The 26923-nt window shown below is 46.7% G+C and carries 17 protein-coding genes, 5 tRNA genes, 1 pseudogene and 1 other annotated feature; of the genes and pseudogenes, 19 read left to right on the top strand and 4 right to left on the bottom strand.

The genetic code is table 11. The annotated features are described in order from the left end of the window. Positions 1-5: 5 nt before the first annotated feature. From WF803_RS02415 to rplL, 9 genes are all read left to right on the top strand, one after another. On the top strand, positions 6-2147 hold the full coding sequence (locus tag WF803_RS02415; protein ID WP_489611533.1) for a pneumococcal-type histidine triad protein: 2142 nt from the start codon (positions 6-8) through the stop codon (positions 2145-2147). A gap of 180 nt (positions 2148-2327) precedes the next feature. Further along, positions 2328-3644 (top strand): dicarboxylate/amino acid:cation symporter, encoded by a 1317-nt coding sequence (locus tag WF803_RS02410; protein ID WP_489611532.1) that lies wholly within the window; start codon positions 2328-2330, stop codon positions 3642-3644. A gap of 132 nt (positions 3645-3776) precedes the next feature. Beyond that, complete coding sequence (gene ahpC / locus WF803_RS02405) at positions 3777-4346, top strand: alkyl hydroperoxide reductase subunit C (RefSeq protein WP_489611531.1); 570 nt, start codon at positions 3777-3779, stop codon at positions 4344-4346. An 11-nt stretch (positions 4347-4357) separates the two neighbouring features. Further along, positions 4358-5893 carry an alkyl hydroperoxide reductase subunit F gene (gene ahpF, locus WF803_RS02400; protein WP_489611530.1) on the top strand — a complete coding sequence of 512 codons (1536 nt, stop codon included), beginning with the start codon at positions 4358-4360 and terminating at the stop codon, positions 5891-5893. 180 nt (positions 5894-6073) lie between these two features. After that, positions 6074-6499, top strand: coding sequence for a 50S ribosomal protein L11 (gene rplK / locus WF803_RS02395; RefSeq protein ID WP_489611529.1), 426 nt, complete (start codon positions 6074-6076; stop codon positions 6497-6499). A gap of 101 nt (positions 6500-6600) precedes the next feature. Then, positions 6601-7290, top strand: coding sequence for a 50S ribosomal protein L1 (rplA, locus tag WF803_RS02390; protein ID WP_489611528.1), 690 nt, complete (start codon positions 6601-6603; stop codon positions 7288-7290). Between the two features lie 121 nt (positions 7291-7411). Then, positions 7412-8668 (top strand): hemolysin family protein, encoded by a 1257-nt coding sequence (locus tag WF803_RS02385; protein WP_489611527.1) that lies wholly within the window; start codon positions 7412-7414, stop codon positions 8666-8668. 58 nt (positions 8669-8726) lie between these two features. Next, positions 8727-8863, top strand: a sequence feature (ribosomal protein L10 leader region). Between the two features lie 35 nt (positions 8864-8898). After that, positions 8899-9411, top strand: coding sequence for a 50S ribosomal protein L10 (gene rplJ, locus WF803_RS02380; protein ID WP_489611526.1), 513 nt, complete (start codon positions 8899-8901; stop codon positions 9409-9411). A 40-nt stretch (positions 9412-9451) separates the two neighbouring features. After that, on the top strand, positions 9452-9826 hold the full coding sequence (gene rplL, locus WF803_RS02375; protein ID WP_489611525.1) for a 50S ribosomal protein L7/L12: 375 nt from the start codon (positions 9452-9454) through the stop codon (positions 9824-9826). An 18-nt stretch (positions 9827-9844) separates the two neighbouring features. On the opposite strand, the pseudogene WF803_RS02370 reads toward rplL, so the two are convergent. Further along, positions 9845-11527: pseudogene (locus tag WF803_RS02370) on the bottom strand (IS1182 family transposase); the annotation flags it as partial. 185 nt (positions 11528-11712) lie between these two features. Between WF803_RS02370 and WF803_RS02365 the strand changes: the two are divergent. Next, positions 11713-12321 carry a class I SAM-dependent methyltransferase gene (locus WF803_RS02365; protein WP_489611524.1) on the top strand — a complete coding sequence of 203 codons (609 nt, stop codon included), beginning with the start codon at positions 11713-11715 and terminating at the stop codon, positions 12319-12321. On the opposite strand, the gene WF803_RS02360 is transcribed toward WF803_RS02365, so the two are convergent. Then, positions 12318-12959 carry a YoaK family protein gene (locus WF803_RS02360; protein ID WP_489611523.1) on the bottom strand — a complete coding sequence of 214 codons (642 nt, stop codon included), beginning with the start codon at positions 12957-12959 and terminating at the stop codon, positions 12318-12320. The genes WF803_RS02365 and WF803_RS02360 overlap by 4 nt on opposite strands. A gap of 386 nt (positions 12960-13345) precedes the next feature. Between WF803_RS02360 and rpoB the strand changes: the two genes are divergently transcribed. After that, positions 13346-16903, top strand: coding sequence for a DNA-directed RNA polymerase subunit beta (gene rpoB, locus WF803_RS02355; protein WP_489611522.1), 3558 nt, complete (start codon positions 13346-13348; stop codon positions 16901-16903). Between the two features lie 102 nt (positions 16904-17005). After that, positions 17006-20668, top strand: a complete 3663-nt coding sequence (gene rpoC, locus WF803_RS02350) for a DNA-directed RNA polymerase subunit beta' (RefSeq protein ID WP_489611521.1) — start codon at positions 17006-17008, stop codon at positions 20666-20668. Positions 20669-20710: 42 nt separating this feature from the next. On the opposite strand, the gene WF803_RS02345 is transcribed toward rpoC, so the two are convergent. Continuing rightward, the gene (locus WF803_RS02345) at positions 20711-21421 is read right to left on the bottom strand and encodes a prepilin peptidase (protein WP_489611520.1); all 711 of its coding nucleotides are present in this window, start codon (positions 21419-21421) and stop codon (positions 20711-20713) included. Positions 21422-21722: 301 nt separating this feature from the next. Continuing rightward, positions 21723-23108 carry an ISNCY family transposase gene (locus WF803_RS02340; RefSeq protein WP_489611877.1) on the bottom strand — a complete coding sequence of 462 codons (1386 nt, stop codon included), beginning with the start codon at positions 23106-23108 and terminating at the stop codon, positions 21723-21725. A 171-nt stretch (positions 23109-23279) separates the two neighbouring features. Between WF803_RS02340 and WF803_RS02335 the strand changes: the two genes are divergently transcribed. The 7 genes from WF803_RS02335 (at position 23280) to WF803_RS02305 (ending at position 26871) form a co-directional block, all read left to right on the top strand. Next, positions 23280-23352, top strand: a tRNA-Val gene (locus WF803_RS02335). Between the two features lie 9 nt (positions 23353-23361). Beyond that, positions 23362-23434: transfer RNA gene (locus tag WF803_RS02330), tRNA-Lys, on the top strand. 3 nt (positions 23435-23437) lie between these two features. Beyond that, positions 23438-23509: transfer RNA gene (locus WF803_RS02325), tRNA-Gly, on the top strand. A 42-nt stretch (positions 23510-23551) separates the two neighbouring features. Next, a tRNA-Arg gene (locus WF803_RS02320) sits at positions 23552-23625 on the top strand. Between the two features lie 4 nt (positions 23626-23629). Then, positions 23630-23703 (top strand) — tRNA-Pro (locus WF803_RS02315). A gap of 162 nt (positions 23704-23865) precedes the next feature. After that, positions 23866-24327 carry a CtsR family transcriptional regulator gene (locus WF803_RS02310; RefSeq protein ID WP_489611519.1) on the top strand — a complete coding sequence of 154 codons (462 nt, stop codon included), beginning with the start codon at positions 23866-23868 and terminating at the stop codon, positions 24325-24327. 15 nt (positions 24328-24342) lie between these two features. Then, positions 24343-26871 (top strand): ATP-dependent Clp protease ATP-binding subunit, encoded by a 2529-nt coding sequence (locus tag WF803_RS02305; RefSeq protein WP_489611518.1) that lies wholly within the window; start codon positions 24343-24345, stop codon positions 26869-26871. The last annotated feature ends 52 nt before the right edge of the window (positions 26872-26923 follow it).

Here is a 26923-nt window from a genome sequence, read left to right as displayed (position 1 = left end):
TTTTTATGGAAAAGAAACAACTATGGAGAACCCTCACAGCCGCTGGGACCACGACCCTCTTGGTGGGGTTAGGCTGCTACTATCTCGGTACCCAAGCTGCCTTACCCAAAGCTGATCAACCGGTAAAGTCTGCTTTCACCCAGGTTAAAACAGAGGCAGCTCAAAAGGCGCATTTAGATGACGATGACATCCCCGCTGAGCAAATTGTTGTAAAAATTACAGCAGATGGTTATGTCACCTCCCATGGTGATCATTATCACTATTACAATGGGAAAGTGCCTTTTGATGCTATTTGGAGCGAAGAATTGCTTTTTGATGATCCCAATTACACCTTAAAAAAGGCAGATGTTGTGAGTGATATTCAAGGTGGGCATGTCATTTTACATGACGGCCATTATTATATCTATTTGACTGACAAGAAAAAAGCGAGCAACATGCGGACGAGGGCCGAGCTCGCTGAACAGAAGAAAATATCAGGCCATCACGTTGCCAAAGCCGGTAAGAAAAAAGAAGATGTAAAAAAATCAGCGGAGGCGGCAGGAAAAGCTAAAAAGCATGGAGCCTATACGACCGATGATGGTTATGTTTTCCATGCCTCTGATATTATCGAAGATACGGGGGATGGGTATATCGTGCCACACGGTGATCATTTCCATTTTATTCCCAAAGCCGACCTATCAGCAGGTGAGCTAGCAGCAGCCAAGCAATTTTTAGCTGGTAAAGGCAAGGGGTCTAGCTCCATGAAAAAAAGGCAGCCGCATGCCTCGCAAGTTCAGGCCGCTAAGCCCTCACATCCTCACAGCTCTGTCCCAGCCAGCTCAGCGGAAAATAATCAGCAGGTTGGCAGTGGTAAGAAAAAAACGCCGCAGCGCCCCGCTGAAAGCACTGCTCATCACCAAAGTAAAACGTGGCAACAGCTCGTTGCCGAGGTCCATGCCCTCCCTAAGTCTCAACGCTATCAGGAGGCCGATGGCTTGTTATTTGAGCCCAGTCAGGTGACTAAGAAAACCCGGTTTGGCTATGTAATTCCCCATGGGGATCATTTCCATGTCATTTTGCCTAGTAAACTTTCGGCTTTAGAGGTAGCTGCCACCGAAGCCTATTTAAAAGCTAAAAATACTGGTATAGCAGCTAAGCCTACTCAGCCTAGCCCCGAACCTGAAGTCAAGAAGCCTGAAAAACCGAAACCAGAGCCTGAAACAGAAAAACCTGAGCCCAAACCCCACACCAAGCCTAGCCCTAAGCCTGAAGCAACACCTTCTGAAAACAATCATAAGCCAGAGACGGGAGCAGAGCAGTCCCAACCTGAGGCAGAAAAACCCAGTCACAGTGAAGAAGCTCCTGATTTATCGAAGGAAACGTTTAAAACCTTACCTGCTGACTGCTTGCCCCTCAAGGAATTTATTGATAAGCGGACGGGGGCAGACCGTAGGAATACGGAGCAATTGCTTTATGTTGATAAGGAAGTTTCCCCGGGTCGCTTCCGTATTCCTCACTATGACCATTACCACTATATTAGTGATATTTTCCTACTAGATCTTTTTAATGATGATGAAGAAAAGGCTGCGCGTGCGGTCAATACGATGCGCTTTTTAATTGCTCATCCGGAATATCGTCCCGCATCTCAAAATGGTTGGGGGGAATTCCACGAGCCTACGGAAGAGAAGCCTGCGGGTGAGGAGGCAGGTCAAAAACCGGCATCGCAACGCCATTTCCAAGGGCGCTTGATTCAGGCCTTTGGTAAGGGTCTCGATGGAAAACCTTATACCACAAGTGATGGCTATACCTTCAGTAAGGAATCGATCTTGGGGATGGATGGCGACCAAGTTATCGCTAGCCATGGGGATCACCAGCATCTCATTCCTTTAGGGGAATTGGAGCAAAGCGAATTGGATCAAGTGGCTGCCTGGTTGAATGAACAAGGAAATAGTAGCCGGGAAAAAGACAAGGAAGCCGGTAAGGAGCAAGAAGTTCAGAAGAATCGTTTAAATTCTTCCCCAGTGAGCGAAGAGGGAAGGGGGGAAGCGCCAACCTATTCAGAAGATAAAGCAGGTAAGCTTACAGAAGAAGCCAAGAAAATAGTAGAGGAGAGTCAAGATATCGAAAACAAGAGCCTTGATCATGACTTTTTCACGTCAGATAAATAAAGACAAAAACCGTTTTTTCCTCCTTTGAAAATAGGGTGAAAACACTTTAAATACTGGGTTTAACGGCCCAGTATTTTTAATTGTTAAATTTTTCACTTTAGGCTTGAGTTTTTTCTTAAGAAAGTCTATACTAATTGGCGGATAACTAATATCTAGTAAGTTTTTTAAGGAGATGGAAAGATGCTAATGAGTTGGCTGGCGCTCGCCGTCGTCTTGATCTTGTTTGCGATTCTTTACATGATGAACAAGAAGGGCATGTCCTTTACTGTTCGGATTTTAACCGCAACGGCCATGGGTGCTATTTTGGGCTTTGTGTTCAAAGGGCATACCAGTTACATTGAGACTTTTGGACGGATTTACGCCCGTACGCTACAAGTTGTTGTTATTCCTTTGCTTTTATTCTCAATTGTTAATACAGTTGCTTCCTTGAAGAATATGAAGGCTTTAACCTCGATTGGGGGCAAAACCCTTGGCGTTTTGGGCCTACACAATATTTTAGGGAGTATTCTCGGGATAGCCGTTGGTTTGCTGATGCACTTAGGACGTGGTGCCCATGTTTCTATGCCGCAAGAGACGGTAGAAATTCACGAGGTTCCTGCCTTTACCGATGTGTTGACGAGCTTCTTCCCTAAGAATATCGTTGAGCACATGGCGAATGGGGACATTATTCCTATCGTTCTTTTTGCCATTATGGTAGGGATTGCGATTCTTCTCTATCCCAAAAAAGAAGAAATCAAACCCTTCACCGATTTCCTTGAAGCAGGGAACAAACTGGTCGGCAAATTGATTGGGCTGGTTGTCCAATTCACTCCCTATGCGGTGATTACTTTAATTGCCAACCAAGTTGGGGGCATGGACTGGGGCTTCGTTAGCGCCTTACTCCTCTTACTGCTTGCTGTATATATTTGTTCTTTCATTCATACGTTCATTACTACGGGCCTTATGGTCGGCGCCTTTGGACGAATTAATCCTTTCATCTTTTTGAAAAAATTCTTCCCGGCTTGGCTTATTGCTTTCTCCACCCAATCCTCTGTGGGAACAATTCCTGCCAACGTTGAGGCACAAAAAGAAATGGGTGTGCCTGAAAATATTGCGTCTTTCGCCGCTTCCGTGGGAACAACCTTCGGAATGCCAGGCTGTGCAGCCTTCTGGCCTTGCTTATTAGCGATGTTTACGATCAATAACTTGAGTATTCACTGGGGGGTCACCGACTTCTTCATGCTGATTGGGATTGCCCTACTAGCTTCTCTGGGGACTGTGGGTGTACCTGGAACCGGAACGATTCAAGCCACTGCTGTTTTCACGGCCATGGGCTTGCCTATTGAAATGATTCTTATCCTTAGTCCAATTGCTGGCGTGGCTGATATGGGTCGGACCTCAACCAATGTTCAAGCTGGTGGGTCAACCGGTGTGATTGTGGCGGCCTTAGAGAAGGAACTCGATCTCGACCAATACCATCGGAAGGTGGAAATGGACACCAATACCAATCAAGCTTAGTTGCTGCCAAACGCTCCGCTTTAGCGGAGCTTTTTTCTTAAAGAAATATTTAGATAGGACTAAAACATTCCGCTTGCTAATTTTGGGTAAGTTGAGTATGATTAGAATAATAACATTTAGGAGGTTGTTAGGATGTCGTTAATTGGAAAAACTATTGAAGAATTTTCTGCTGATGCCTATAATCCAAAAGAAGACGAATTTGTCACTGTCACATCCGAGGACTTAAAGGAGCACTGGTCGATTTTATGCTTCTATCCTGCTGACTTTAGCTTTGTCTGCCCGACGGAGTTATCAGACTTACAGGATCAATACGCAAGCTTAAAGGAGTTAGGGGTGGAAGTTTACTCGGTTTCTACCGATACCCACTTCGTGCACAAGGCTTGGCATGATCATTCCGATAAGGTAAAAGGCATCGAATATACCATGATTGGTGATCCTAGCCAAAAAATTTCCAGAGCCTTTGATGTTCTTGATGAGGATGCGGGAACAGCACAACGGGGAACCTTCATTATTGATCCCGATGGTGTTGTGCAAGCGTTGGAAATTAATGCGGACGGCATTGGCCGGGATGCCTCTGTGCTTGTGGATAAGATTAAAGCTGCTCAATATATTAGAAAGCATCCGGATGAAGTTTGCCCAGCCAAATGGAAGGAAAATGAAGAAACATTAACACCTGGTTTAGACCTCGTTGGTAAGATTTAAGGAGTTTTCCTGTGTTAGAAGAAACTTCAAAAGAACAGCTCAAGGCCTACCTTGAGCTGTTAGAACGTGATGTGACCTTTTTAGTTGATGCGCCTGCTGATGAAGAAGAAGGCCTTCTCGCTTTCCTCCAGGAAGTAGCGAGTCTATCACCGCGCTTGAGTATTAAAGAAACGGACTTGCCTCTCGCACCTAGCTTTACCTTCCAAGCTGGCGGGCAGAAATTTGGGATCACCTTTGCAGCAATCCCCTTGGGGCATGAGTTTGAATCTTTTGTTTTAGCCATGCTGCAAGTGGGCGGCCACCCCCCTAAAATATCAGCTGAAGAAAAGGCAGCCATAGAAAAAATTAATACGGATTTACACTTTGAAACAGCGATTAGTTTAAGCTGCCACAATTGCCCAGAGGTTGTTCAGGCGATCAATATTATGGCTGTTTTGAATGATCACGTGAGTCAAGTCATTGTTGATGGCAGTCTCCATACAAATTTTGTGGAAAAACGGAATGTTTTCGCCGTCCCCACGGTCTTTTTGAATGGAGAAGAGTGGCATAGTGGTCGCTCTAATCTGAAGAAAATCTTAGGGAAACTTGATCTGGCTGCCTCCAAACCTGAGTTAGAGCCTAAGACCTGTTATGACTTGCTCGTTATTGGCGGGGGGCCTGCTGGAATTTCTGCCGCTATTTATGCCGCCCGTAAGGGGATTTCAACGGCTCTAATTGCGGAAGACTTTGGTGGTCAGGTCATGGATACCTTAGGGATCGAAAATATGATCGGCCAGATTTATACCGAAGGCCCGAAGTTAATGGGGCAGATGCATGAGCACCTGAAAGATTATCCGGTTGATGTTTTTGAGGATGTAGCGGTGGAAAAAATCACAAGGGATGATCATTTCACGGTTCATCTGTCTTCGGGGAACTCGATGCAAAGTCAAGCTCTAGTGGTGGCGACGGGAGCCCACTGGCGCTTGATCAATGTTCCTGGCGAAATGGACTTCCAAAACAAAGGGATCTCCTACTGCACGCACTGTGATGGTCCTTTGTATGAGGGCAAGCCTGTGGTGGTCATTGGTGGGGGGAACTCCGGCATTGAGGCAGCCCTAGACTTAGCAAGCCTCGTTGACCATGTAACTGTTTTGGAATTCCAGGACCACTTGAATGCTGATGAAATTTTAGTCCAGCGTTTAAAGGAACGTGACAATGTCGATATCGTGCTTCAAGCCCAAACAACGGCTATTGTCGGGGAAGGGCGCGTGGAGAAAGTGCAATACGAAGATCGGAAAACGGGTGACAATCATGAGCTTCCCGCCAATGGAGTCTTCATTTTGGTGGGCTTAAAGCCCAATACCGATTTCCTGGGTGACCTACTCGAAGAAAATAAGCAAGGGGAAATTAAAATCGATGCTGCTGGTCAAACGAATGTCCCGGGCCTCTATGCAGCTGGAGATTGTACCAGTGAGCCTTACAAGCAAATTGTTGTGGCACTGGGTGGTGGGGCTAAGGCTAGTCTTAGTGCTTATAATTGGCTGCTCCGTGAAGGCAAACTGACTTAAGATAAAATCTGAGCAGCTAGCTTTAGCTAACTGCTTTTTTCCTTAGAATAGGAGTTGGTCATTGCTTTTTTTAACAGAGTGTGCTTTAATAGGTAAATGTGTAAGATACACACTAGTGGGAGGAGTAATTTCTACAACTCCACAACACCACTCACGAACACAAAAAAGGAGGAATGTTTCGTGGCAAAAAATGTAGTTAATGTTGTTAAATTGCAAATTGAAGCTGGCCAAGCCAGTCCTGCCCCTCCCGTTGGTCCTGCCCTCGGTCAGGCTGGGATTAATATCATGGGCTTCTGTAAGGAATTCAACGCCCGTACAGCTGATTTGCAAGGTTATACCATTCCTGTTGAGATTACGGTTTATGAGGATCGTTCATTCGACTTTGTCACCAAAGCCCCATTGGTTGCTGCTCTCTTGAAGAAAGCTTGCGGCATTGAAAAAGGCTCTGGCGAACCAAACAAGAATAAGGTTGCCTCAATTACACGTGATAAAGTACGAGAAATTGCAGAAACGAAAAAAGCAGACTTAAATGCTGCTGACATTGAAGCTGCTATGCGTATGGTTGAAGGTACTGCACGTTCGATGGGGATCACCGTCGAAGGCTAAGCTTAAGCTAGCCCAAAAACGCACAGAACAATCATCCAACGCCTCACAAGTCTTGTGAGCGTGGGAGGTCAAACCGCTAAAACCACAATAGGAGGAATAAGATGGCAAAATTATCTAAAAATTTAAAAGCAGCATATGAAAAACTAGATCGGCATAAAAAATACGATGCTACAGAAGCTTTGGAAATGATCAAAGAACTGAGCTTCACAAAATTTGACGCTTCTGTCGAAGTTTCCTACCGTCTAGGTGTTGACGTGAAGAAAAATGACCAGCAATTACGCGGGGCAATTGTCCTACCTAAAGGGACAGGGAAGAGCCAAACCGTACTCGTTTTTGCCCAAGGTGAAAATGCCCAAGCCGCCCGTGACGCTGGTGCTGACCACGTCGGTGACGATGATTACATCGATCGCATTAACGATGGTTGGATGGACTTCGATGTTGTCGTGGCGACCCCTGATATGATGGGGAAAATTGGCCGTCTCGGTCGGATTCTAGGGCCAAAAGGCTTAATGCCTAACCCTAAAACCGGTACTGTTACCCAAGATGTCGCCAAAGCCGTCAAAGATATTAAAGCCGGTCAAATCGAATACCGCACCGACAGCTCCGCTAACTTGCACGTTATCATTGGGAAAACATCCTTTGATGTGGAAGACTTGAAGGAAAACTTCAAAGCAATTCATGAACTTGTCCTTCGTGAAAAGCCAGCTGCTGCTAAAGGTGTCTACATTAAAAACTTAGTTGTCACTTCAACGATGGGGCCTGGAATTAAAGTTGACCCTAGCACCATCTAGAGAAAGATAGAAGCTCGGCTTTGCCGAGCTTTTTTCTTGCTATTTTTAGCTCCCCTGCGGGATCAAGGCGGACAAAAAAGGGGAAATTTGCTATACTAAGATTTTGGAGGGGGCTAGAGATATGGATGCGGAGACGATCTCCCAGCTATTATTAATTTTATTTTTATTGCTTTGTTCCGCTTTTTTCTCAGCGAGCGAGACGGCCTTTACCTCAGTAAATCGTTTTCGCTTGCATGGAGAAGCCGAAAGAGGCAACCGGCCCGCCAAACGGGTGCTTGCCTTGCAGGAACGTTATGATGAGGTACTGTCCACGGTACTTGTCGGGAATAATATCGTCAACCTCGGTGCTTCAGCGGTGGCCACCATGCTGTTTCTCCATTGGTTCCCCCGCCATGGCGGCCTCATCGCAACAATGGTGATGACAATTGTAGTTTTACTGGCTTCAGAAATCACCCCGAAAAATATTGCCAAGGCTAAAAGTGAGCAAGTTGCCAAAGCTTCGGCGCGCTTAATTTATGCCTTAATGGTGGTCGGCAAACCCATTATCTGGCTATTAGCCCAGTGGACGCGCCTGATTCACCGGCTTTTTAAGCTTGAGGCTGATGATGTTATTAGTGAGGCTGATTTAAGTACTCTGGTTGCGGAAGCCGGCCATAGTGGGAGCTTAGAACTTGAGGAGCAGCGCCTGGTGCAAGCCGCTATGGCCTTTGATGATGTGACGGTCGAAGGGGTTTTAACCCACCGCCTTGATGTGGTGGCCATTCCGTTGACCGCCAGTCCAACTGAGGTTCAGGAAGTTTTCCATGAGAGCCGCCTGTCCCGACTTTTGGTTTACCAGGAGCAAATTGACGAGGTGGTTGGGGTTTTAAATATTAAGGACTTCTATGAATTGGAAAGCAGCTCCCAACCGCTCCACTGGCAGGAGCAATTGAGTGAGCCATTAAATATTCCTCGCTTTATGACCATGGCCAAGGCCTTGCAGTTAATGCGCCAGGAGATGAATCATTTCGCCCTCGTCCGTGATGAGCACGGAGGTTTGGTGGGCATTGTCACCATGGAAGACCTCTTGGAAGCCTTAGTCGGTGAGATTTGGGACGAGCATGACCAAGTGCGCCAAGCAATTGTGGAAGTGGTGCCGGGTGAAGTTTACCGGCTGGCAGGAGATTTGCCGATCGGGCAGTTTGAACGTTACTTCCATTGTGAACTGCCAAAGCAAGACCGCCAAACTCATACCCTGAGTGGCTTTATCAATGCCAGCTTGGAACGTTTGCCGGATGTGGGGGATACGGTTACCATTCCAGAAGGGCAATTTGAAGTGGAAACCTTAATTTATGACCGGGCCCAAATCCTGCGTTTTACTTGCCCAGTCAAAAAATAAGAGAAAAAATGACTTTAAGCCTTGCAGGGTCTAGAAAATGATGCTATAGTGTAAGAGTTGATGCAAATCAATACGACCGAAGACCGTTAGTGGCAGATGCCTTAATTTCTAACCGAGGGAGTTGTTGATTCACATATACATGTGATGGAATACCTCTCGTTGTCTTCAGTGACAGGAGAGTTTTTTATTTTATATAAAAAACGATCACTTTACTACTGGAGGTGAAACTGTTGAGCGAACAAATTATTGCGAAGAAGCAAGCTGAAGTAGATGCTATCGTTAAACAAATTGAAGACTCAGAATCCATGATTGTTGTGGATTATTTGGGACTGACGGTTGCTGAGGTGACGGAACTGCGCGCCCAATTGCGGGACGAGAGCGTCGCTTTCAAAGTCGTGAAAAATACGATTATGCGTCGGGCGATGGATGCTTTAGACATTGATTACCACGATGAAGTTTTCCGTGGACCAACCGCAGTTGCCTTTGGGATGGAAGATGCCGTTGCTCCTGCACGGATCTTGAAAAACTTCTCAAAAGACGCTGAAGCCCTAGAGCTTAAAGGCGGTATGATTGAAGGAACCATTCTTGATAAGGAAGAAATTACCAAGATTGCTTCCCTACCTGGTCGCGAAGGCTTACTCTCTATGCTTCTTTCTGTCTTACAAGCTCCAATCCGCAATGTTGCTTATGCGGTTAAAGCTGTTAAAGACCAAAAAGAAGAAAACGGCGACGATGCTGCTTAATTATCGACACCTAGCTTAAAAGATAAATGGAGGATTAAAAATGGCATTAGATATTGAACAAATCATTGCTGATTTAAAAGAATCATCAATTTTAGAACTTGCTGACCTTGTGTCCGCTATTGAAGAAGAATTCGGCGTTTCCGCCGCTGCTCCTGTTGCTGCTGCTGGTGCAGGTGCTGACGGTGGCGCTGCTGAAGAAGAAAAAACTGAATTTGACGTTGAATTAACCGAAGCTGGCTCTGCTAAGATCAAAGTTATCAAAGCTGTTCGCGAAGCCACTGGCCTTGGTCTTAAAGACGCTAAAGGCTTGGTTGATGATGCGCCATCCGTCATCAAAGAAGCTCTTCCTAAAGAAGAAGCTGAAGCCCTCAAAGCTGCCATCGAAGAAGCTGGCGGTTCTGCAGAGCTTAAATAAGCAAGACATTACTCGAAAAGGGGCTGGGAAATAAGTCGCCCTAAATAATAAAAAATGCATTGAAGTTATCCATATTTGGATTCCTTCAGTGCATTTTTTACTTTTAGAGAAATGATTACGAAGAGCTTCTGCTCTTCGCCGAGCTTTAAGGGCTAATTTCGTTAAATTCATGCTCATCAGCATCATTCCGATATCATTATACACGCTTTGTTTGCCTCTCACATGTGTTCTGCGCATACCAAAGACACCTTTCATCCGTCCGAAAACGGTCTCTATGTCAATTTTACGTTGCGCATAGATTTCTTTTCCAGGTGTGCTTTCTAAATTCTCTTTTGCTTGGTGCTTAAAATATTCCCAATTAAGATTGACCGCCGTCTGGCGCTGACGTCCTGTCGGAGTTTTCGCAAGCTCATTTAAACGCTCATCCATTTGTTCAGTATCGGCTTGATAGACTTTAAACTGTCTTTGGAAACCTTTTTTATCTTTTCGCGTACGATAATATGAAAAACTAAAATGAACGCCATCTAAATCCGTATAGGAATCTTCAGCCGCATGATAGTGCCAGTTCTCACGATGCTTGGATTGGTTTCGATATTTTTTACTTTGTTCTTTATGATACATTCCGTAAGGAATCAAAGGGACTTTCTCAAAGTCATCGATAATCGCCATATAATTCTCTTCACTCCCATAACCCGCATCCGCAACAATATATTGGAACAGATCAAGCGTTGGGATTGTTTTTAAAAACGGAATGAGGGTGCGCGTATCGGTAGGGTTCGGGAAAATATCAAAGTCAATAATATATTGATGACTTGAAGCAACTTGGAGATTATAGCCAGGCTTTAACTCCCGATTTTTCATGGGATCTTCTTTCATACACATAAAGGTGGCATCGGGGTCCGTTTTTGAAAAACTGTTTCTGCCATTAAATCGTGCGTTTGCTTCCTCGTATTTCTGTTTTCGGGGTAAGAAATCCTTCATACATCGATTCCGGTGCTTTTTAAGCGTGCGACGACGTCGCTTGTGTCGAGAACCTCCTTTAGGAATGGTCGTCTCATTTTCAATTTTGCTTTCAACCTCTTCGATTGCTTCATCAAGACACGCAATAATTTTTTCAATCCCATCAGAAGTCGTTAATTCTTCTTCGGTCAAGGCGATATCGACATTCGTTTGAATAAGTTCCTCATATAAACTCGAAACATTTTCATTGAGCTTCGCTTCATAGCGTTCAATCGCTCTTCGCCAAGTAAAACTATAGATGTTCGCATCCGCTTGAATTTTTGTCCCATCGATAAATAAAGCCTCTGGGTGGATTAAACCATTGTCCCTCAGCAGCATGGTGAAAAGGATAAAAGCATACTTGATCAAGTTCGAGGCATGTTCGCTTGAACGAAAGTTATTGATTGTCTTGTAGCAAACTGGGGTATCGCCCGTTAGCCATTTCATCGGAATAGATTCTTCATTCATTCGTTCAATTTTTCGACCTGAAAACGTTGATCGACTATAGGCAAATAAACACATCTTTAATAGCATTGCTGGATGAAAAGCAGGACGTCCCGTATGAGAAGTGTCTTCCAGAATAATTTCCGTAGGAATCGAGTCGACAAATCGGCTGATCAGCCGAGCTTCATGGTCCTCAGGAATCGTAAAATCTAATTTTAGTGTTAAAGCTGTTTCCATTGTGGTATAATTTTGATACAAAGCGAGTTCCTCCTTCGGTTTGCTTACCTTTTATTATAAGGCTTGGAACTCGCTTTGTCTTTATAAAATATCAAAACGCATCAATTTATTTTCGAAATAAATTGATGCGTTTTTTATATTCTGAGACTGAGTTTTTTCCCAGCCCCTTTTTCTATGGTAAAATGATAGTAAAAAGGGGGATAACCATGGCCCATCAATATTTTGATGATAATACCGCATTAGCTCACGACAAACACCAATTTAAGGCAGAAGTCAGGGGCGAGACCTTTTCCTTTACCACGGATCGGGGCGTCTTTAGCCGCCAAGGCTTGGACTTCGGCACCCGCTTACTTTTGGAAAGCCTACCGCTGGAAGCTTTACGTGGCCAGCGCCTCTTAGATCTTGGCTGTGGCTGGGGGCCGGTCGGCGTGGTGCTGGGTCGTTTATTGTCGCCCGTTCATATCACCATGCTGGATGTGAGTGAGCGTGCATTAAGTTTGGCTAGAGAAAATATCCAAACCAATCACAGTCAGGTAGAAAAAATCGCCCAGTCGGATGCCTATGCGGCGGTCGCAGGGGAAAAATTCGACTGGGTGCTGACGAACCCCCCGATTCGGGCCGGGAAAAAAGTCGTCCATGGCTTCATCACGGGGGCTTGGGACGTCTTGCAGCCAGGGGGCCATTTGCGCCTCGTGATTCAGAAAAAACAAGGCGCTCCGAGCGCGAAGAAGAAAATGCAGGAAGTTTTTGGCCAAGTTGTCGAAATTACGCGGAAGAAGGGCTACTGGATTCTTGACAGTCAAAAAGAAAGCTAAACCCAGCTCATCAGGGCAGAAGTAGCCCACAAGACGAGGTATAAAATAAGGGGGAAGCCCACATACATCAGGGGAAAAGCGACCAGCCAACTGGCTAGGAGACCCCCTAGGATAAAACTTATCATACTACTCGCTAAAACCCATAGGCGGCTGCGTGCTGACCGCTGGCCGCTAAGCGCTTGGGCCGTCGCCACGCTGAAATCAGTGATGGTGCCCGTATAATGGGTGGTACGAATGAGGAGGCCTTGGTAAAACAAGGCGAGACTATTCTGCATGCCTAAAGCAAAGCTGATGGCATAAGCTTGGCTGACGGGCGGAAGGCAGCCAAGGGCCCGTAAAGCTAACAACGCAATAATAATTCCTAAGACGACTTTTACTGATCGCTCGTTTTGTGGTCGACGTTCGGGATTTAAGAGGCCACTCAAGCAGCCGCCTAAATAGAAACTACCGAGGACGAAGAGAAATTTAAGGGCGAGTGGGACCTGGCCTGCCGCCAATTGCACTGCTAAGTGACTAAGGTGTCCCGTTAAGTGTGAGGAAGTCAAAGTGAATTCCAAGAGCGTACTCACATTCAAATAGCCCGCCCCCAGGCAAAGGCCGAGTAACCAACAGAGGTAAGCAGAAGAAGATTTTAGCATGGCATTTCCTTTCTCTAAAAATATTTAATTCGCCCCTTAAGAATAGCAGATGCCAAAAGGCAGGCAAAATGATTTTGGGCTCGGCATTAAACCGTCACCAGAAAAGACGGTGTTTTTTCAGTTTTTAAGATTTTTTAGGAATAAGGTTTGACAGCTCTTGTGAGCTTTGCTATGATAGTTGTTGACTTAATTATTAGGATTACTGTGGCGTTTGATCTCTTGTCCAAGCGTCATAGGCTGTAGAGGAAAAACAAAAGATTTAGGCAATTTTTGTACTATTCTTTTGTGTTTTTTTTGCCCTATTTTTGGGTATAAAAGGCGGATTTAAGCTAATTTAACAAAAACTTAAGTAATCTTAATAATAATATATAGAGAGGTGGCAAGACATGGCAGGTCATGACGTCCAGTATGGGAAGTATAGTGTGCGACGCAGCTATTCGAGTATCCATGAAGTTCTCGAATTGCCTGATTTAATTGAAATCCAAACGGACTCTTACCAATGGTTTTTAGATGAGGGAATTACCTCAATGTTTAAGGGGCTCTCTCCTATTGAAGACCATGCAGGTAAGCTCGCTTTGGAATTTTTGGATTACAAATTTGGCGAACCTAAATACGACGTTTCGGAAGCACGCGCCCAAGACACAAATTATTCCGCACCCATGTACGCAAAACTGCGTCTTATCAATAAGGAAACTGGGGAGTTACGTGATGATGATGTGTTCTTTGGTGATTTTCCGCTGATGACGTCCGCAGGGACTTTCATTATTAATGGTTCAGAACGTGTTATTGTTTCCCAATTGGTACGCTCGCCTGGGGTTTACTACCATGACAAAGTGGACAAGAATGGCCGACGTTCCTTTGGTTCAACGGTGATCCCTAATCGGGGAGCCTGGTTGGAAATGGAAACTGATGCCAAAGGTTTATCCTATGTGCGTATTGACCGGACGCGGAAAATCCATCTTAGTGTCTTGGCGCGCGCTTTGGGCTTTGGTTCGGATGAGCAGATTCGTGAATTATTTGGCTCCAGTGTGACCTTAGAAGACACCCTCGAGCGTGATTTACATCGCAACGAATCCGACTCTAGAACCGAAGAAGCTCTCAAAGACATCTATGAACGCTTACGTCCTGGCGAGCCGAAAACGGCAGAGTCCTCCAGAAATTTACTGGTGAGTCGTTTCTTCGATCCGCGCCGCTATGACCTAGCGCCTGTTGGCCGTTATAAGATCAATAAGAAGCTCGCCTTAAAACACCGCGTAAAAGGGCAGAAATTGGCGGAAAATATTGTCAACCCCGAAACCGGTGAAATTGTCGGTGAAGCTGGCCAAGAAGTGAATGCAGAGAATTACGAAGCGATCGCCGAAGCCTTGGACCAGGGGGCAAACACGGTGACGGTGCACCCCAATGAACACGCTGTGATGCCAGAACCAGTGGACATCCAATTGGTCAAAGTGTATGCGCAAAGTGATACTAACGAAGAGCGAATCATTCACCTTATCGGGAATGCCGCGCCTGGGGATGAGGCATTAGCTCTCACCGTCGCTGATATGATCGCTGCTTTAAGCTACTTCTTTAACCTTTATGATGGTGTTGGGGAAACCGATGATATTGACCACTTAGGAAACCGCCGCATTCGCTCGGTCGGTGAATTACTGCAAAACCAATTCCGTATTGGCCTCTCCCGAATGGAACGGGTCGTGCGTGAACGCATGTCTACCCAAGACACCGATACGGTTACGCCCCAGCAATTAGTGAATATTCGGCCGGTGGTTGCAGCGATTAAGGAATTTTTCGGTTCCTCCCAATTATCGCAATTTATGGACCAGAATAACCCGCTTTCCGAATTGACTCACAAACGCCGCCTGAGTGCCTTAGGGCCAGGGGGGCTAACGCGTGATCGGGCCGGCTATGAAGTGCGGGACGTGCACTATTCCCACTACGGTCGGATGTGCCCGATTGAAACGCCTGAGGGACCTAACATTGGTTTGATCAACTCCCTGGCTAGCTATGCCAAAATTAATAAATACGGCTTTATTGAAACACCTTACCGCCGCGTGGACTGGAAGACGCACAAAGTCACCGACCGTATTGATTATTTGACGGCGGATGAAGAAGATCAATTCGTTATTGCCCAAGGGAACGCTGAATTAAATGAAGACGGCACCTTCAAAGAAGAGAAAGTTATGGCCCGTTACGTTGAGGAAAACATCGAGGTCAGTCCCGAACGAATTGACTACATGGACGTCTCTCCTAAACAGGTGGTGGCGGTGGCGACTGCTTGTATCCCTTTCCTTGAAAACGACGACTCCAACCGGGCCTTAATGGGGGCCAACATGCAACGGCAAGCTGTGCCGCTTTTAGAACCTGAATCTCCACTGGTGGGGACAGGGATTGAGCACAAAGCTGCCCATGACTCGGGGACCGCTGTTATCGCTAAGGAAGCCGGCGAAGTTGTTTATGTGGATGCCCACCAAATTCGCCTGCAGAAAAAAGATGGCGAAATCGATACGTATGATTTAATAAAATACCATCGTTCGAATGGCAGTACTTGCTATAACCAAAAACCCCTCGTCCATACGGGTGATCAAATGGCTAAGGGGGATATCTTAGCCGATGGTCCGTCCATGCAAAATGGGGAATTAGCCCTCGGGCAAAACCCATTGATTGCCTTTATGACGTGGGAAGGTTACAACTACGAAGACGCTGTTATTCTCTCAGAACGCTTGGTGAAAGATGACGTTTATACCTCTATTCATATTGATGAATTAGAATCCGAAGCCCGGGACTCGAAATTAGGGCCGGAAGAAATTACTCGAGAAATCCCTAATGTTTCTACCGAAGCCTTGAAGAACTTGGATGACCGCGGTATTGTCTATGTCGGGGCTGAAGTTCGTGACGGTGATATTCTGGTCGGGAAAGTCACGCCTAAGGGAGTTCAAGAACTGACGCCAGAAGAACAATTGCTCCATGCTATCTTCGGTGAAAAAGCTCAAGAAGTGCGCGACTCTTCCCTCCGTGTGCCCCACGGTGGTGGCGGGATCGTTCATGATGTGAAGATTTTCCGCCGCGAAGATGGCGACGAATTAAAACCGGGCGTCAGCATGATGGTCCGTGTTTATATTGTCCAAAAACGGAAGATTCAAGTCGGTGACAAGATGGCCGGCCGCCACGGTAACAAAGGGGTGGTTTCCCGCGTGATGCCGGTGGAAGATATGCCTTACCTTCCAGATGGAACACCTGTGGATATTATGTTGAACCCACTTGGGGTGCCCAGTCGGATGAATATTGGCCAGGTCTTAGAGCTTCACTTAGGGATGGCAGCGAGAAATTTAGGTATCAAGATGGCTACGCCGGTATTTGACGGCGCCCGTGATGAAGATATTTGGGATGCCATTGAAGAAGCGGGCATGGCCCGTGACGGGAAGACCGTCCTCTATGATGGCCGGACGGGAGAGCCTTTTGACAACCGCGTTTCTGTAGGGGTCATGTACTACTTGAAACTCTCCCACATGGTAGATGATAAGATTCACGCCCGTTCAACCGGTCCTTACTCCTTAGTCACCCAGCAACCGCTCGGTGGTAAGGCTCAATTTGGGGGCCAACGTTTCGGTGAGATGGAAGTTTGGGCCCTCGAAGCTTACGGGGCAGCCTATACCTTGCAAGAGATCCTCACCTATAAATCTGACGACGTTGTTGGGCGCGTGAAGACCTATGAAGCCATCGTCAAAGGGGATACTATTCCGAAACCGGGTGTGCCCGAATCCTTCCGCGTCTTGGTCAAAGAATTACAAGCTTTAGGCTTAGACGTGCAAGTTCTTGACGATGAGGACAAGGCTTTAGACCTGCGCGACATGGATGATGATCAGGATCTACCTTTCAATTTGAAGGCGAAAAAAGAGCGTGAGGCAAAGAAAGCCGAAGAAGCCAAGGAAGAAGAGAACGAATAGCGTTTAAATGAGCTACGAAGCGGGTGGTGATCATGACGGGTGATTTTCACCTGCTGTCGTCGTTGCTAGGAATACAGAGAAAGAAAAGGGAGGTTGACCCTTTTGGTCGATGTAAACAAATTTGAAAGTATGCGAATTGGCTTGGCATCTCCGGATAAAATTCGGTCTTGGTCCTATGGGGAAGTCAAAAAGCCAGAAACCATTAACTATCGGACGTTAAAACCGGAAAAAGACGGTTTATTCTGTGAACGTATTTTTGGCCCGACCAAGGACTGGGAATGTGCCTGTGGGAAGTACAAGCGCATTCGCTATGCCGGCGTGGTGTGTGACCGCTGCGGGGTGGAAGTGACCAAGGCTAAAGTTCGCCGTGAGCGGATGGGCCATATTGAATTGGCAGCCCCAGTCACCCACATTTGGTACTTCAAGGGAATCCCTAGTCGGATGGGCTTACTGTTAGATATGAGCCCCCGTTCCCTCGAAGAAGTCATTTACTTCGCTTCTTATGTGGTCACCGATGAGGGGGACACACCGCTTGATTACAAGCAATTACTTTCCGAAAAAGAATATCGTGAGCATAAACGCGATTACGGGAATCGTTTCCAAGCTGCCATGGGAGCCGATGCCATTAAGACCTTGCTGCGTCAAGTTGATTTAAATAAGGAATGCAAGGAATTAAAAGAGCTCCTCACCACAGCTAAGGGGCAAAAACGGACCCGGGCGATTCGGCGTTTGGATATTTTAGATGCCTTCCGAAAGTCAGGCAACAAGCCAGAATGGATGGTGCTCGATGTCATTCCAGTTATCCCACCGGAATTGCGGCCGATGGTGCAACTGGATGGGGGACGTTTTGCGACTTCCGACTTGAACGATTTGTACCGGCGGGTTATTAACCGGAACAATCGTTTGAAACGCTTGTTAGACTTGAATGCTCCTAACATTATTGTCCAAAATGAAAAACGGATGCTCCAAGAAGCCGTGGACGCCTTGATTGATAACGGCCGGCGGGGTCGGCCTGTTTCTGGGGCGGGAAATCGTCCGCTTAAGTCCCTCAGCCACATGCTGAAAGGGAAAGCAGGACGCTTCCGCCAAAACTTACTCGGGAAACGGGTGGACTATTCCGGACGGTCAGTTATCGCCATTGGGCCATCCTTGAAGATGTACCAATGTGGCCTGCCCAAGGATATGGCTTTAGAACTATTCAAGCCTTTCCTGATGCGGGAATTAGTCGCCGAAGACTTGGCCACTAACGTGAAGCATGCCAAGCGCTTGATTGAAATTCAGGATGAAACAGTTTGGCCGGTGCTCGAAGATATTATTAGCGAACACCCCGTGCTATTGAACCGGGCGCCCACTTTGCACCGCCTAGGGATTCAAGCCTTTGAGCCGGTCTTAGTAGAAGGGAAGGCCATTCGCTTGCACCCCTTAGCTTGTGAAGCTTACAACGCTGACTTTGACGGGGACCAAATGGCTGTTCACGTGCCTTTGAGCGAAGAAGCGCAAGCCGAAGCACGGATTTTGATGCTGGCTGCAACCCACATTCTAAACCCTAAAGATGGGCAACCCGTGGTGACGCCTTCCCAAGACATGGTGCTAGGAAACTACTACCTCACGATGGAAGAAAAAGAGGCTAAGGGTGAAGGCTTAATTTTAAGCTCCATTGAAGAAGCTCATACGGCCTACGAAAATGGCTTTGTGCAATTACACACCCGGGTCGCCATTAATACTGACGCCTTGCCTGGCAAATTATGGCTCGACCATCAAAAAGGCCAAACCTTTATTACCACGATCGGGAAGCTGTTCTTCAATGAAATTATTCCAGAAAACTTCCCTTACTTAAACGAACCCACGGACCACAACTTACAAGTTTGCCTGCCTGATGCTTACTTTGTAAAGCCAGGGGAAAATATCAAGGAAGCCATTGCCAGTCGCGAGCTAATTCTCCCCTTCAAGAAAGGGAACTTGGAAGCCATCATTGCGAAAGTGTTTAAGAACTCACAGGTTACCGACACGCAAATGATGCTAGACCGCCTGAAGGACATGGGTTTCAAATACTCGACGAAGTCCGGTATTACGGTAGGAATCTCGGATATTACGGTTTTAGATATTAAGAATGATTTGGTTGATGCCGGCCACGACCGCATTGACAACATTATGAAGCAATATCGCCGCGGGATGATTACCGAGGAAGAGCGCTACGAGCACGTTATTGAAACGTGGAATAAAGTCAAAGACGACATTGAAAACCACTTGAAGCACTCCTTGGCCGCCGATAACCCCTTCTTCATTATGATGGACTCTGGGGCTCGGGGTAACATTAGTAACTTTACCCAATTGGCGGGGATGCGGGGTCTGCTCGCAGGGCCAAACGGGAAAATTATTGAATTGCCCGTCACCTCCAACTTCCGGGAAGGTTTATCGGTTCAAGAGATGTTTATCTCGACGCACGGTGCCCGGAAAGGGATGACCGACACGGCTCTGAAGACGGCCGACTCGGGTTACCTAACACGTCGCTTGGTTGACGTGGCCCAAGATGTGATTATTAAGGAAAATGACTGCCATACCGACCGTGGTCTCGTAGTACGGGCCATTAAGGAAGGCAATGAGCTTGTCGAATCCTTAGCTGAACGTCTCACCGGCCGCTACATTCAAAAAGAAGTTCATCATCCGGAAACGGGTGAAATTTTAGCCCGCCATAATGAATTGGTCAGTGAAGACGTGGCCAAAGCGATTGAAGATGCGGGTATTGAAGAAGTGACCATCCGCTCGGCCTTCACCTGCATGAGCCGCCACGGCATCTGCAAGCACTGCTACGGCTCGGACTTAGCGACAAATGGTGAAGTTGAAGTCGGTGAAGCGGTCGGGACCATTGCTGCCCAGTCCATTGGGGAGCCAGGCACGCAGTTAACTATGCGGACCTTCCACACCGGTGGGGTTGCCGGGGATGACATCACGCAAGGTCTCCCCCGGGTACAAGAAATTGTGGAAGCCCGCCATCCGAAAGGGCGCGCGGTCATTAGTGAAGTGGACGGTGAAATCCTGGATATCGAACAAAATGAAAGCACCCGGGAAAAAACTGTCACCGTTAAAGGCATTACGGATGAACGTAAATATACTGTGCCTTACACGGCCCGCATGCTTGTTGAAGTGGGCGACTCAATTCGTCGCGGTGAACGACTCACGGAAGGGTCGATCGATCCGAAAGAACTGCTCCATGTGACCGACTCCTTGACCGTGCAAACCTACATGTTGCGCGAAATTCAACGGGTTTACCGCATGCAAGGGGTAGACATTAACGACAAGCACGTGGAAGTCATGCTGCGGCAAATGATGCGGAAACTGCGTATTCTCGATCCCGGTTCGACCGATCTCTTGCCTGGCAAGCTCTTGGATATTGAAGATTTTGCTAAGGCGAACGAAGAAGCCGTTCGTACCGGTGAGGTCCCCGCAACCGCCCAGCCGGTGCTCTTGGGGATCACGAAGGCTGCCTTGGAAACAAACAGCTTCCTTTCAGCGGCTTCCTTCCAAGAAACGACACGCGTCTTAACGGATGCTTCTATTCGCGGCAAGCGTGACTACCTACGTGGTCTGAAGGAAAATGTCATTATTGGGAAGATTATCCCAGCCGGTACCGGTATGATGCGCTACCGGCGGATGGAACCTAAGAAATTAGGGGAAGTTCAAACGACTCAAGAAGTGATCGAACAAGAAGATGGCACCAAAGAAGTTATCCAAGGTCCGGCTAAGGATTACAAGGGACGTCCTTAATGGATCAATTTAGCGGCTCGTCAGAGCCGCTTTTTTTCTTGCCTAAAAATAAAGGAGCAAGCCAATAGCGGCCAGCCAAAGGAAGGGGACAAAGGGAAGGGCGTGTTTTTCAGCTGCTTTTCTAAAGCTCAGGAAAAGGAACGCCGGGAAAGCACTTAGGCAGGCCAATAAGATCAGCCACAAAAAAGGCAGAAGCGGCCAGCATAAGGCGAGGCTGGTCAAAATTTTAATATCCGCCCCACCTAAACCCTGCCCCGTTTGGAGGCTAAGGAAATTGAGACCAAGAAAAACGACAGCAGCGAAGAGCAATTGCTGGATTTGGGTCCCACCGAGAGGAAGCTGGCTCAATTTATACAGGCATAGAAGAAGGAGTATCACCTGAAAGCGATCGGGCACCCATTGTTGGTAGCAGTCCGCCATGGCCATGGTAAATAAGACGCTGATCAATAAAAATACCCACCAGGAGAGCTTGCCTTGCGCGGCCAAAAGGGCTACAATAAGTGGGAATAGAAATTCAAACAAAGGGTAACACCAAGGGATGGCAGCCTGGCAAAAATGGCAGCGGCCGTGGGCAAGGCAGTAACCGAAAATCGGCAGCAGCTGATGGAGGGGGATGACTTGCTGGCAGTGGGGGCAGTGGGAACGGCTCCGCCAGAAAGCCTCACCGTCTAAGGTGCGCTCGGCCACCACCGTGAGGAAGGATGCCCAAGAACTGACCAGGAAAAAGACGAGGATTTGGTAACAAACGAACATACATAGAACCTCCTTAATGTCTCTACTGGGTTTTAGGTGGCAGGGTCTCGTTTTCACTTTTTTATTTTGCAAGAAATCGGCCATCGAGTGTGTCAATCGCAAATGACTTTGTCCGAAAAATACGCAATTTTGCTTACACTTTTTTGGGTGAAAAAGCTAGCGCGCTTCGCTTGCTTTACACTCAGAAATGGAACGAACTCCACGAAAAGATCAATTCAATTTTTTTACCCAATTAAACCTGAGGTAGATTTTTTTTCACACTCAAGCGGGTCGTTCATTCCATTTCTGAGCGTTTTATACATTATTCTCTCAGAACGGTTTGTTTTTTACGAAAGAGATAATAATTTTGAATGCGCCAAGGATGAGTGAGGGGTGGAATATAAGGTTTTCGCTGTTTCCTTTCAGGAACTTGATCCAGCTCCTTGGAGTAGCGTTCATGTGGTGGGATAGCCTCTAATCGATATAATTGATTCGCATGATTAGCGAATAATTCTTGTTGGTAAGTTTCAATAATTTGAACTCGAGTGCGATGGGGAAGATAGGCCTGTTGGCCGTTTTGATCAAGTAAGCGATACGTTTTATTTTTGTATTTAATGGCGTGACCGTGATCGATGACTCGCTCATTAAAAATAGCTAGAATATAATCGAGATTTTGACTAGAATCTAGATCTACGCACGCGTTTATGCTATCCTTAATGGACAATGCGAACTGATGATTATACGTTGGAAGGTATGCCATTAGGAAAGCATTGGCTTGTTCAACGCACGTAATATTTTCCAGGCGCATTTCGTTAATTAATCGATCTTGGAAGGTATTAAACAGACGTTCAATACGGCCTTTGGCTTGAGGAATACTGGTCGTATCCAGCGCAATGCCCAGCGTTTGACAAGCATAACCATATTGAGTCAGGACTCCACCGTCAAGATTGGGGTCTTGGCTTTTTTTATAAGCGAAGATCGTTCGATTATCGGTTAAAATGCGGACGGGAATGCCATATTGTTGAATAAATTGTTCCGTGACTTGATAGTAGCCTCGTAAGGTTTCTTGTCGATCGAAATAAGCCCCCACAACTTGACCTGTGGCATCATCAATAGCCGCATGAAGGTGATATTTCTGATCACCAAACCAGCGGTGTTCGGAAGCATCCATTTGGAAAAGCTCGCCAAAATATTTTTTTCGTTCACGGGTGGGATGAGCACGTTCGGCTGGAATAAGAGGAAAAGAATTGCAGGTATCTTCTGCACGGGAAGACGTTGATAAGGGCGTCTTTTTTTGTTTTTCGCGTTCTTTTTGAACTTGACGCTTCACTTTTCGGCTGGTTCTGGGTGTCATGATGAGATGGTCGCGAAATAGTGTCCGTAAGGTTGTGTAAGAGACCCCAATCCCTTCAAAGGCGAGTAACTTTTCACGAAAATGCGTCAGATTAAACCCCTCATATTTAGTTTGATAGAGTTCGATGATACGTTCTTTCACTGATGCGGCAATGGTTGTCGTCGGTTGTCGACCTGCATTGCCATGGCGGAAACCTCGGCGACCTTGGGTCTGATAACGACACACCAGCCGCTGAACTTGTCTCGCGCTGAGGTTTAATTTGGCACAAGCTCGAGCTTTTGAAATACGGTCATTCACTAGATCTTTAATCACGTCGTAGCGATACTGTTCATTCACGGTTAAATACTCCTTCATATCTTGATCCTCCATAAACTAATAATTATTATTTTACCAGTTTATGGACATTTTCATTTGTTAATTAAGTAGACAATATCATTTGTGAATGACAATTTTGCAAGAAATCGGCCATCGAGTGTTGACAAAGTGACTTGCCCATGCTAATATTAAATAGTCGTCAGTTTTGAAGGAGAATTAGCTCAGCTGGGAGAGCGTCTGCCTTACAAGCAGGATGTCGGGGGTTCGAACCCCTCATTCTCCATTATATGTTGACTCGTTAGCTCAGTCGGTAGAGCAATTGGCTTTTAACCAATGGGTCGCAGGTTCGATTCCTGCACGGGTCATTTGCGGAAGTAGTTCAGTGGTAGAACATCACCTTGCCAAGGTGGGGGTCGCGGGTTCGAACCCCGTCTTCCGCTTTTTTGTGAGTCTTGGTCGAGAGACCAAGCTAATTAAATATTGCACCCATGGCTCAACTGGATAGAGTACCTGACTACGAATCAGGCGGTTGCAGGTTCGAGTCCTGCTGGGTGCATGATCGGGAAATAGCTCAGCTTGGTAGAGCACTTGGTTTGGGACCAAGGGGTCGTAGGTTCGAATCCTGTTTTCCCGATAGCGAGCTATTCTAGAGAGCTAGGGTGGCTTTTTTATTTTGTGTGAAAGCAGACTGCGGTCTGTTTTTTCTTTTGCATCCTACTTGAAACGTTGACGACTGGGCCTTTATTCGGTAAAATAGTATTAATAGTCAAAGTATGTCAGACAAGGGGTGACAAAAGTGAAAAATAAAAATATGTCTGATATTATAGAAGAATACTTGAAAAAAGTACTCCAAGAAAGCGAGAATATTGAAATTAGACGCAGTGAAGTTGCCGATCGTTTCCAATGTGTGCCCTCGCAAATCAATTATGTGATTAATACCCGGTTCACCCCCCAAAAAGGCTACCACGTGGAAAGCAAGCGTGGGGGTGGCGGTTATATCCGCATTATGAAACTGGAAATTGTGGATGAGGCTGAGCATATTGCCCATTTGGCTTCCTTGATTGGTGATAATTTGAAGGAACGCGATGCCTTAGCGATTATTAAAAATCTCTACGACAATCGGATTATTACGCAAGGGGAAGCGCGGATTTTGGTTGCGGCTTTGGATCGTGATGCCTTCTACCAAATTGAAAACAGTGAAGCGTTGAGGGCGATACTATTGAAACGAATATTGGAAAAATTACAATACGAACACTAAGGAGGCAGTTCGATAATGGAAAAATTTACCCAAAAAGCCAAAAATGCTTTGCAGTATGCCTTCGAAGAAGCGAAGCATTTTAAGCACAAAGCTGTGGGCACGGAGCATTTGCTCTTGGGCCTTTACCGGGAGCGGGAGGGCATTGCCTATGATGCTTTGAAGAAGCAACTGCCAGAATACGAACTCGTGGTAGAAGAAGTTGAATTTGTGGTGGGCTATGGTGTGGATAGTGCTTCCTTCGATGAAGCAGAACCTATCTATTCTCCGCGTGCAAAAAAGGTTCTCTACCAAAGTCAAAAATTAGCCCGGCGTTTCAATGTGCCGCTCGTTGGCACGGAGCATTTGCTGTTGGCTTTAATTGCGGAAGAAATATTGGCCGTGCGTATTTTGCGTAATTTGACGGTGGATATCAATAAATTGCACGAAGATCTCTACCAAATTATGGGCCTCTCGGAAGGTGAGGGGAAACAACGCCGTCGCCAGCCTAGCGGTCGCAGGCCAAAGCAAGCTACTATTGGCGGTCAAAGCGAGACGCCCACCTTGGATAAAGTGAGCAAAGACCTCACCCGACAAGCTGAAGAAGGGCATTTAGACCCGATTATCGGTCGGGAGGTGGAAGAGCGGCGCCTGCTGCAAATTTTAAGTCGGCGGACGAAAAACAATCCGGTATTAGTGGGCGAACCTGGAGTGGGGAAAACTGCTATCGTGGAAGGTTTAGCCTTAGCAATTGCCCAGGGGCAGATCGTCGATCATTTAGCCCATAAAAAGCTCTTGATGCTTGATATGGGAGCCCTGATTGCTGGGACCAAATATCGTGGTGAATTTGAAGACCGCATGAAACACCTGCTCGATGAGGTGAGCCAAGACGGGGAAGTGATTCTTTTTATTGATGAATTGCATACCCTTATTGGGGCAGGGGGTGCAGAAGGCACCATTGATGCATCGAACATTCTAAAACCGGCGCTGGCGCGCGGGGAGGTGCAAGTCATTGGGGCTACTACCCTTAACGAGTACCAAAAATACATTGAAAAGGATGCTGCCCTGGAGCGTCGCTTTGCAAAAATTATGGTGGAAGAGCCGACCCAAGCAGAGACCGTTGAAATTTTGAAAGGTATTCGGGCGCCTTATGAAAAATTCCACCGCCTAAGCATTACGGATGAAGCGATTGAAGCCTGTGTGTCCATGAGCGCGCGCTACATTTCAGACCGCTTCTTACCAGATAAGGCCATTGATATCATGGATGAGGCCAGTGCCACGAAACGCCTGGAAGCTGGCTATAAGCACAGCTTTGCTAAGAAGCACCAGGCCATTAAAAATAAAATTAAGCAATTCAGTGAAGAATTGAATGAGGCCATGCAGGCCAAGGATTTCCCGGCCAGTAAGCACTACTATGATGAAAAAGAAAAACACCACCAAGATCTAGCGGCTATGAAGAAACGCTATGAGGCGGAAGTTCATGAGCAATTAGTCTTGGGGGTAGAAGATGTGGCCCAAATTATCGCCCAATGGACAGGGGTGCCGGTGACGAAGCTAACCGAAGCCGAACACCAACGCCTCATGAAACTAGAAGAGCACCTGCATGAACGGGTTAAGGGCCAAGACGAGGCCGTGCGGGCCGTGGCACGAGCAGTGCGGCGGGCTCATAGTGGCATCAAAGACCCTAACCGGCCGATTGGCTCCTTTATGTTCCTCGGTCCTACGGGTGTCGGGAAAACGGAACTCGCCAAGAGCCTGGCAGAGGAACTCTTTGGCTCCGAGCGGCAGTTAATCCGTGTGGACATGTCGGAATTTATGGAGAAATATAGTACCAGCCGGATGATTGGTTCGGCGCCCGGCTATGTAGGCTTTGAAGAAGGCGGCCAGCTGACGGAGAAAGTTCGCCAGCATCCTTATTCGGTGATCCTCTTCGATGAAGTGGAAAAAGCCCACCCCGATATCTTCGACTTGCTCCTGCAAATTTTAGATGATGGCTATATTACGGACAGCAAAGGTCGGCAAGTCAATTTCCGCAATACCATCATTATCATGACCTCTAACTTGGGGGCCACAGCTTTGCGGGATGAGAAGACTGTCGGCTTTAACCAAGGAAATATCTATGAGGACTACGACACCATGAACAAGCGCATTCGGGAGGAATTGAAGAAGGCCTTCCGGCCAGAATTTTTGAACCGCGTCGATGAATTACTGGTCTTCCACCAACTTTCCGAAGAAAATATCGAAGCCATTGTGAAGAAATTTGCCCAGCAATTGAATACTCAAGTGGGGCGTCAAGATATTCACTTAAGGCTCACGAATGGTGGGGTCAAGACCATTGCCAAGGAAGGCTTCGACGCGAAGTATGGGGCCCGTCCGATTAAACGCTACATGCAAGCCCATTTGGAAGATCCTCTCGCTGATTTAATTCTCAGCCAACGCCTCCACCCCCACGATGAAGTCATCGTCGGTGCCCGCCAAGGGGACTTGTACATTCGGGTGAAACATGCTGATGGGCAGGAGTTTAAGCAAACGGTAGATGAATTATTGCATGATGAAGTCGAAGTCTAGCCATTTGACTTGTCTTGTGGCCTTGAATTTTTTATACTAGGCTTAATATTGA

The organism is Aerococcus sp. BD502, assembly GCF_057919555.1.
This window is presented reverse-complemented; position numbering and strand designations above follow the sequence as displayed.

What these genes read in the sequence shown, in the direction of transcription:
- WF803_RS02415 (WP_489611533.1), top strand. Translation starts at nt 6, where the DNA reads ATGGAAAAGAAACAACTATGGAGAACCCTCACAGCCGCTGGGACCACG.
- WF803_RS02410 (WP_489611532.1), top strand. Translation starts at nt 2,328, where the DNA reads ATGCTAATGAGTTGGCTGGCGCTCGCCGTCGTCTTGATCTTGTTTGCG.
- ahpC (WP_489611531.1), top strand. Translation starts at nt 3,777, where the DNA reads ATGTCGTTAATTGGAAAAACTATTGAAGAATTTTCTGCTGATGCCTAT.
- rplA (WP_489611528.1), top strand. Translation starts at nt 6,601, where the DNA reads ATGGCAAAATTATCTAAAAATTTAAAAGCAGCATATGAAAAACTAGAT.
- WF803_RS02385 (WP_489611527.1), top strand. Translation starts at nt 7,412, where the DNA reads ATGGATGCGGAGACGATCTCCCAGCTATTATTAATTTTATTTTTATTG.
- rplL (WP_489611525.1), top strand. Translation starts at nt 9,452, where the DNA reads ATGGCATTAGATATTGAACAAATCATTGCTGATTTAAAAGAATCATCA.
- WF803_RS02365 (WP_489611524.1), top strand. Translation starts at nt 11,713, where the DNA reads ATGGCCCATCAATATTTTGATGATAATACCGCATTAGCTCACGACAAA.
- WF803_RS02360 (WP_489611523.1), bottom strand. Translation starts at nt 12,959, where the DNA reads ATGCTAAAATCTTCTTCTGCTTACCTCTGTTGGTTACTCGGCCTTTGC.
- rpoB (WP_489611522.1), top strand. Translation starts at nt 13,346, where the DNA reads ATGGCAGGTCATGACGTCCAGTATGGGAAGTATAGTGTGCGACGCAGC.
- WF803_RS02345 (WP_489611520.1), bottom strand. Translation starts at nt 21,421, where the DNA reads ATGTTCGTTTGTTACCAAATCCTCGTCTTTTTCCTGGTCAGTTCTTGG.
- WF803_RS02340 (WP_489611877.1), bottom strand. Translation starts at nt 23,108, where the DNA reads ATGAAGGAGTATTTAACCGTGAATGAACAGTATCGCTACGACGTGATT.
- WF803_RS02305 (WP_489611518.1), top strand. Translation starts at nt 24,343, where the DNA reads ATGGAAAAATTTACCCAAAAAGCCAAAAATGCTTTGCAGTATGCCTTC.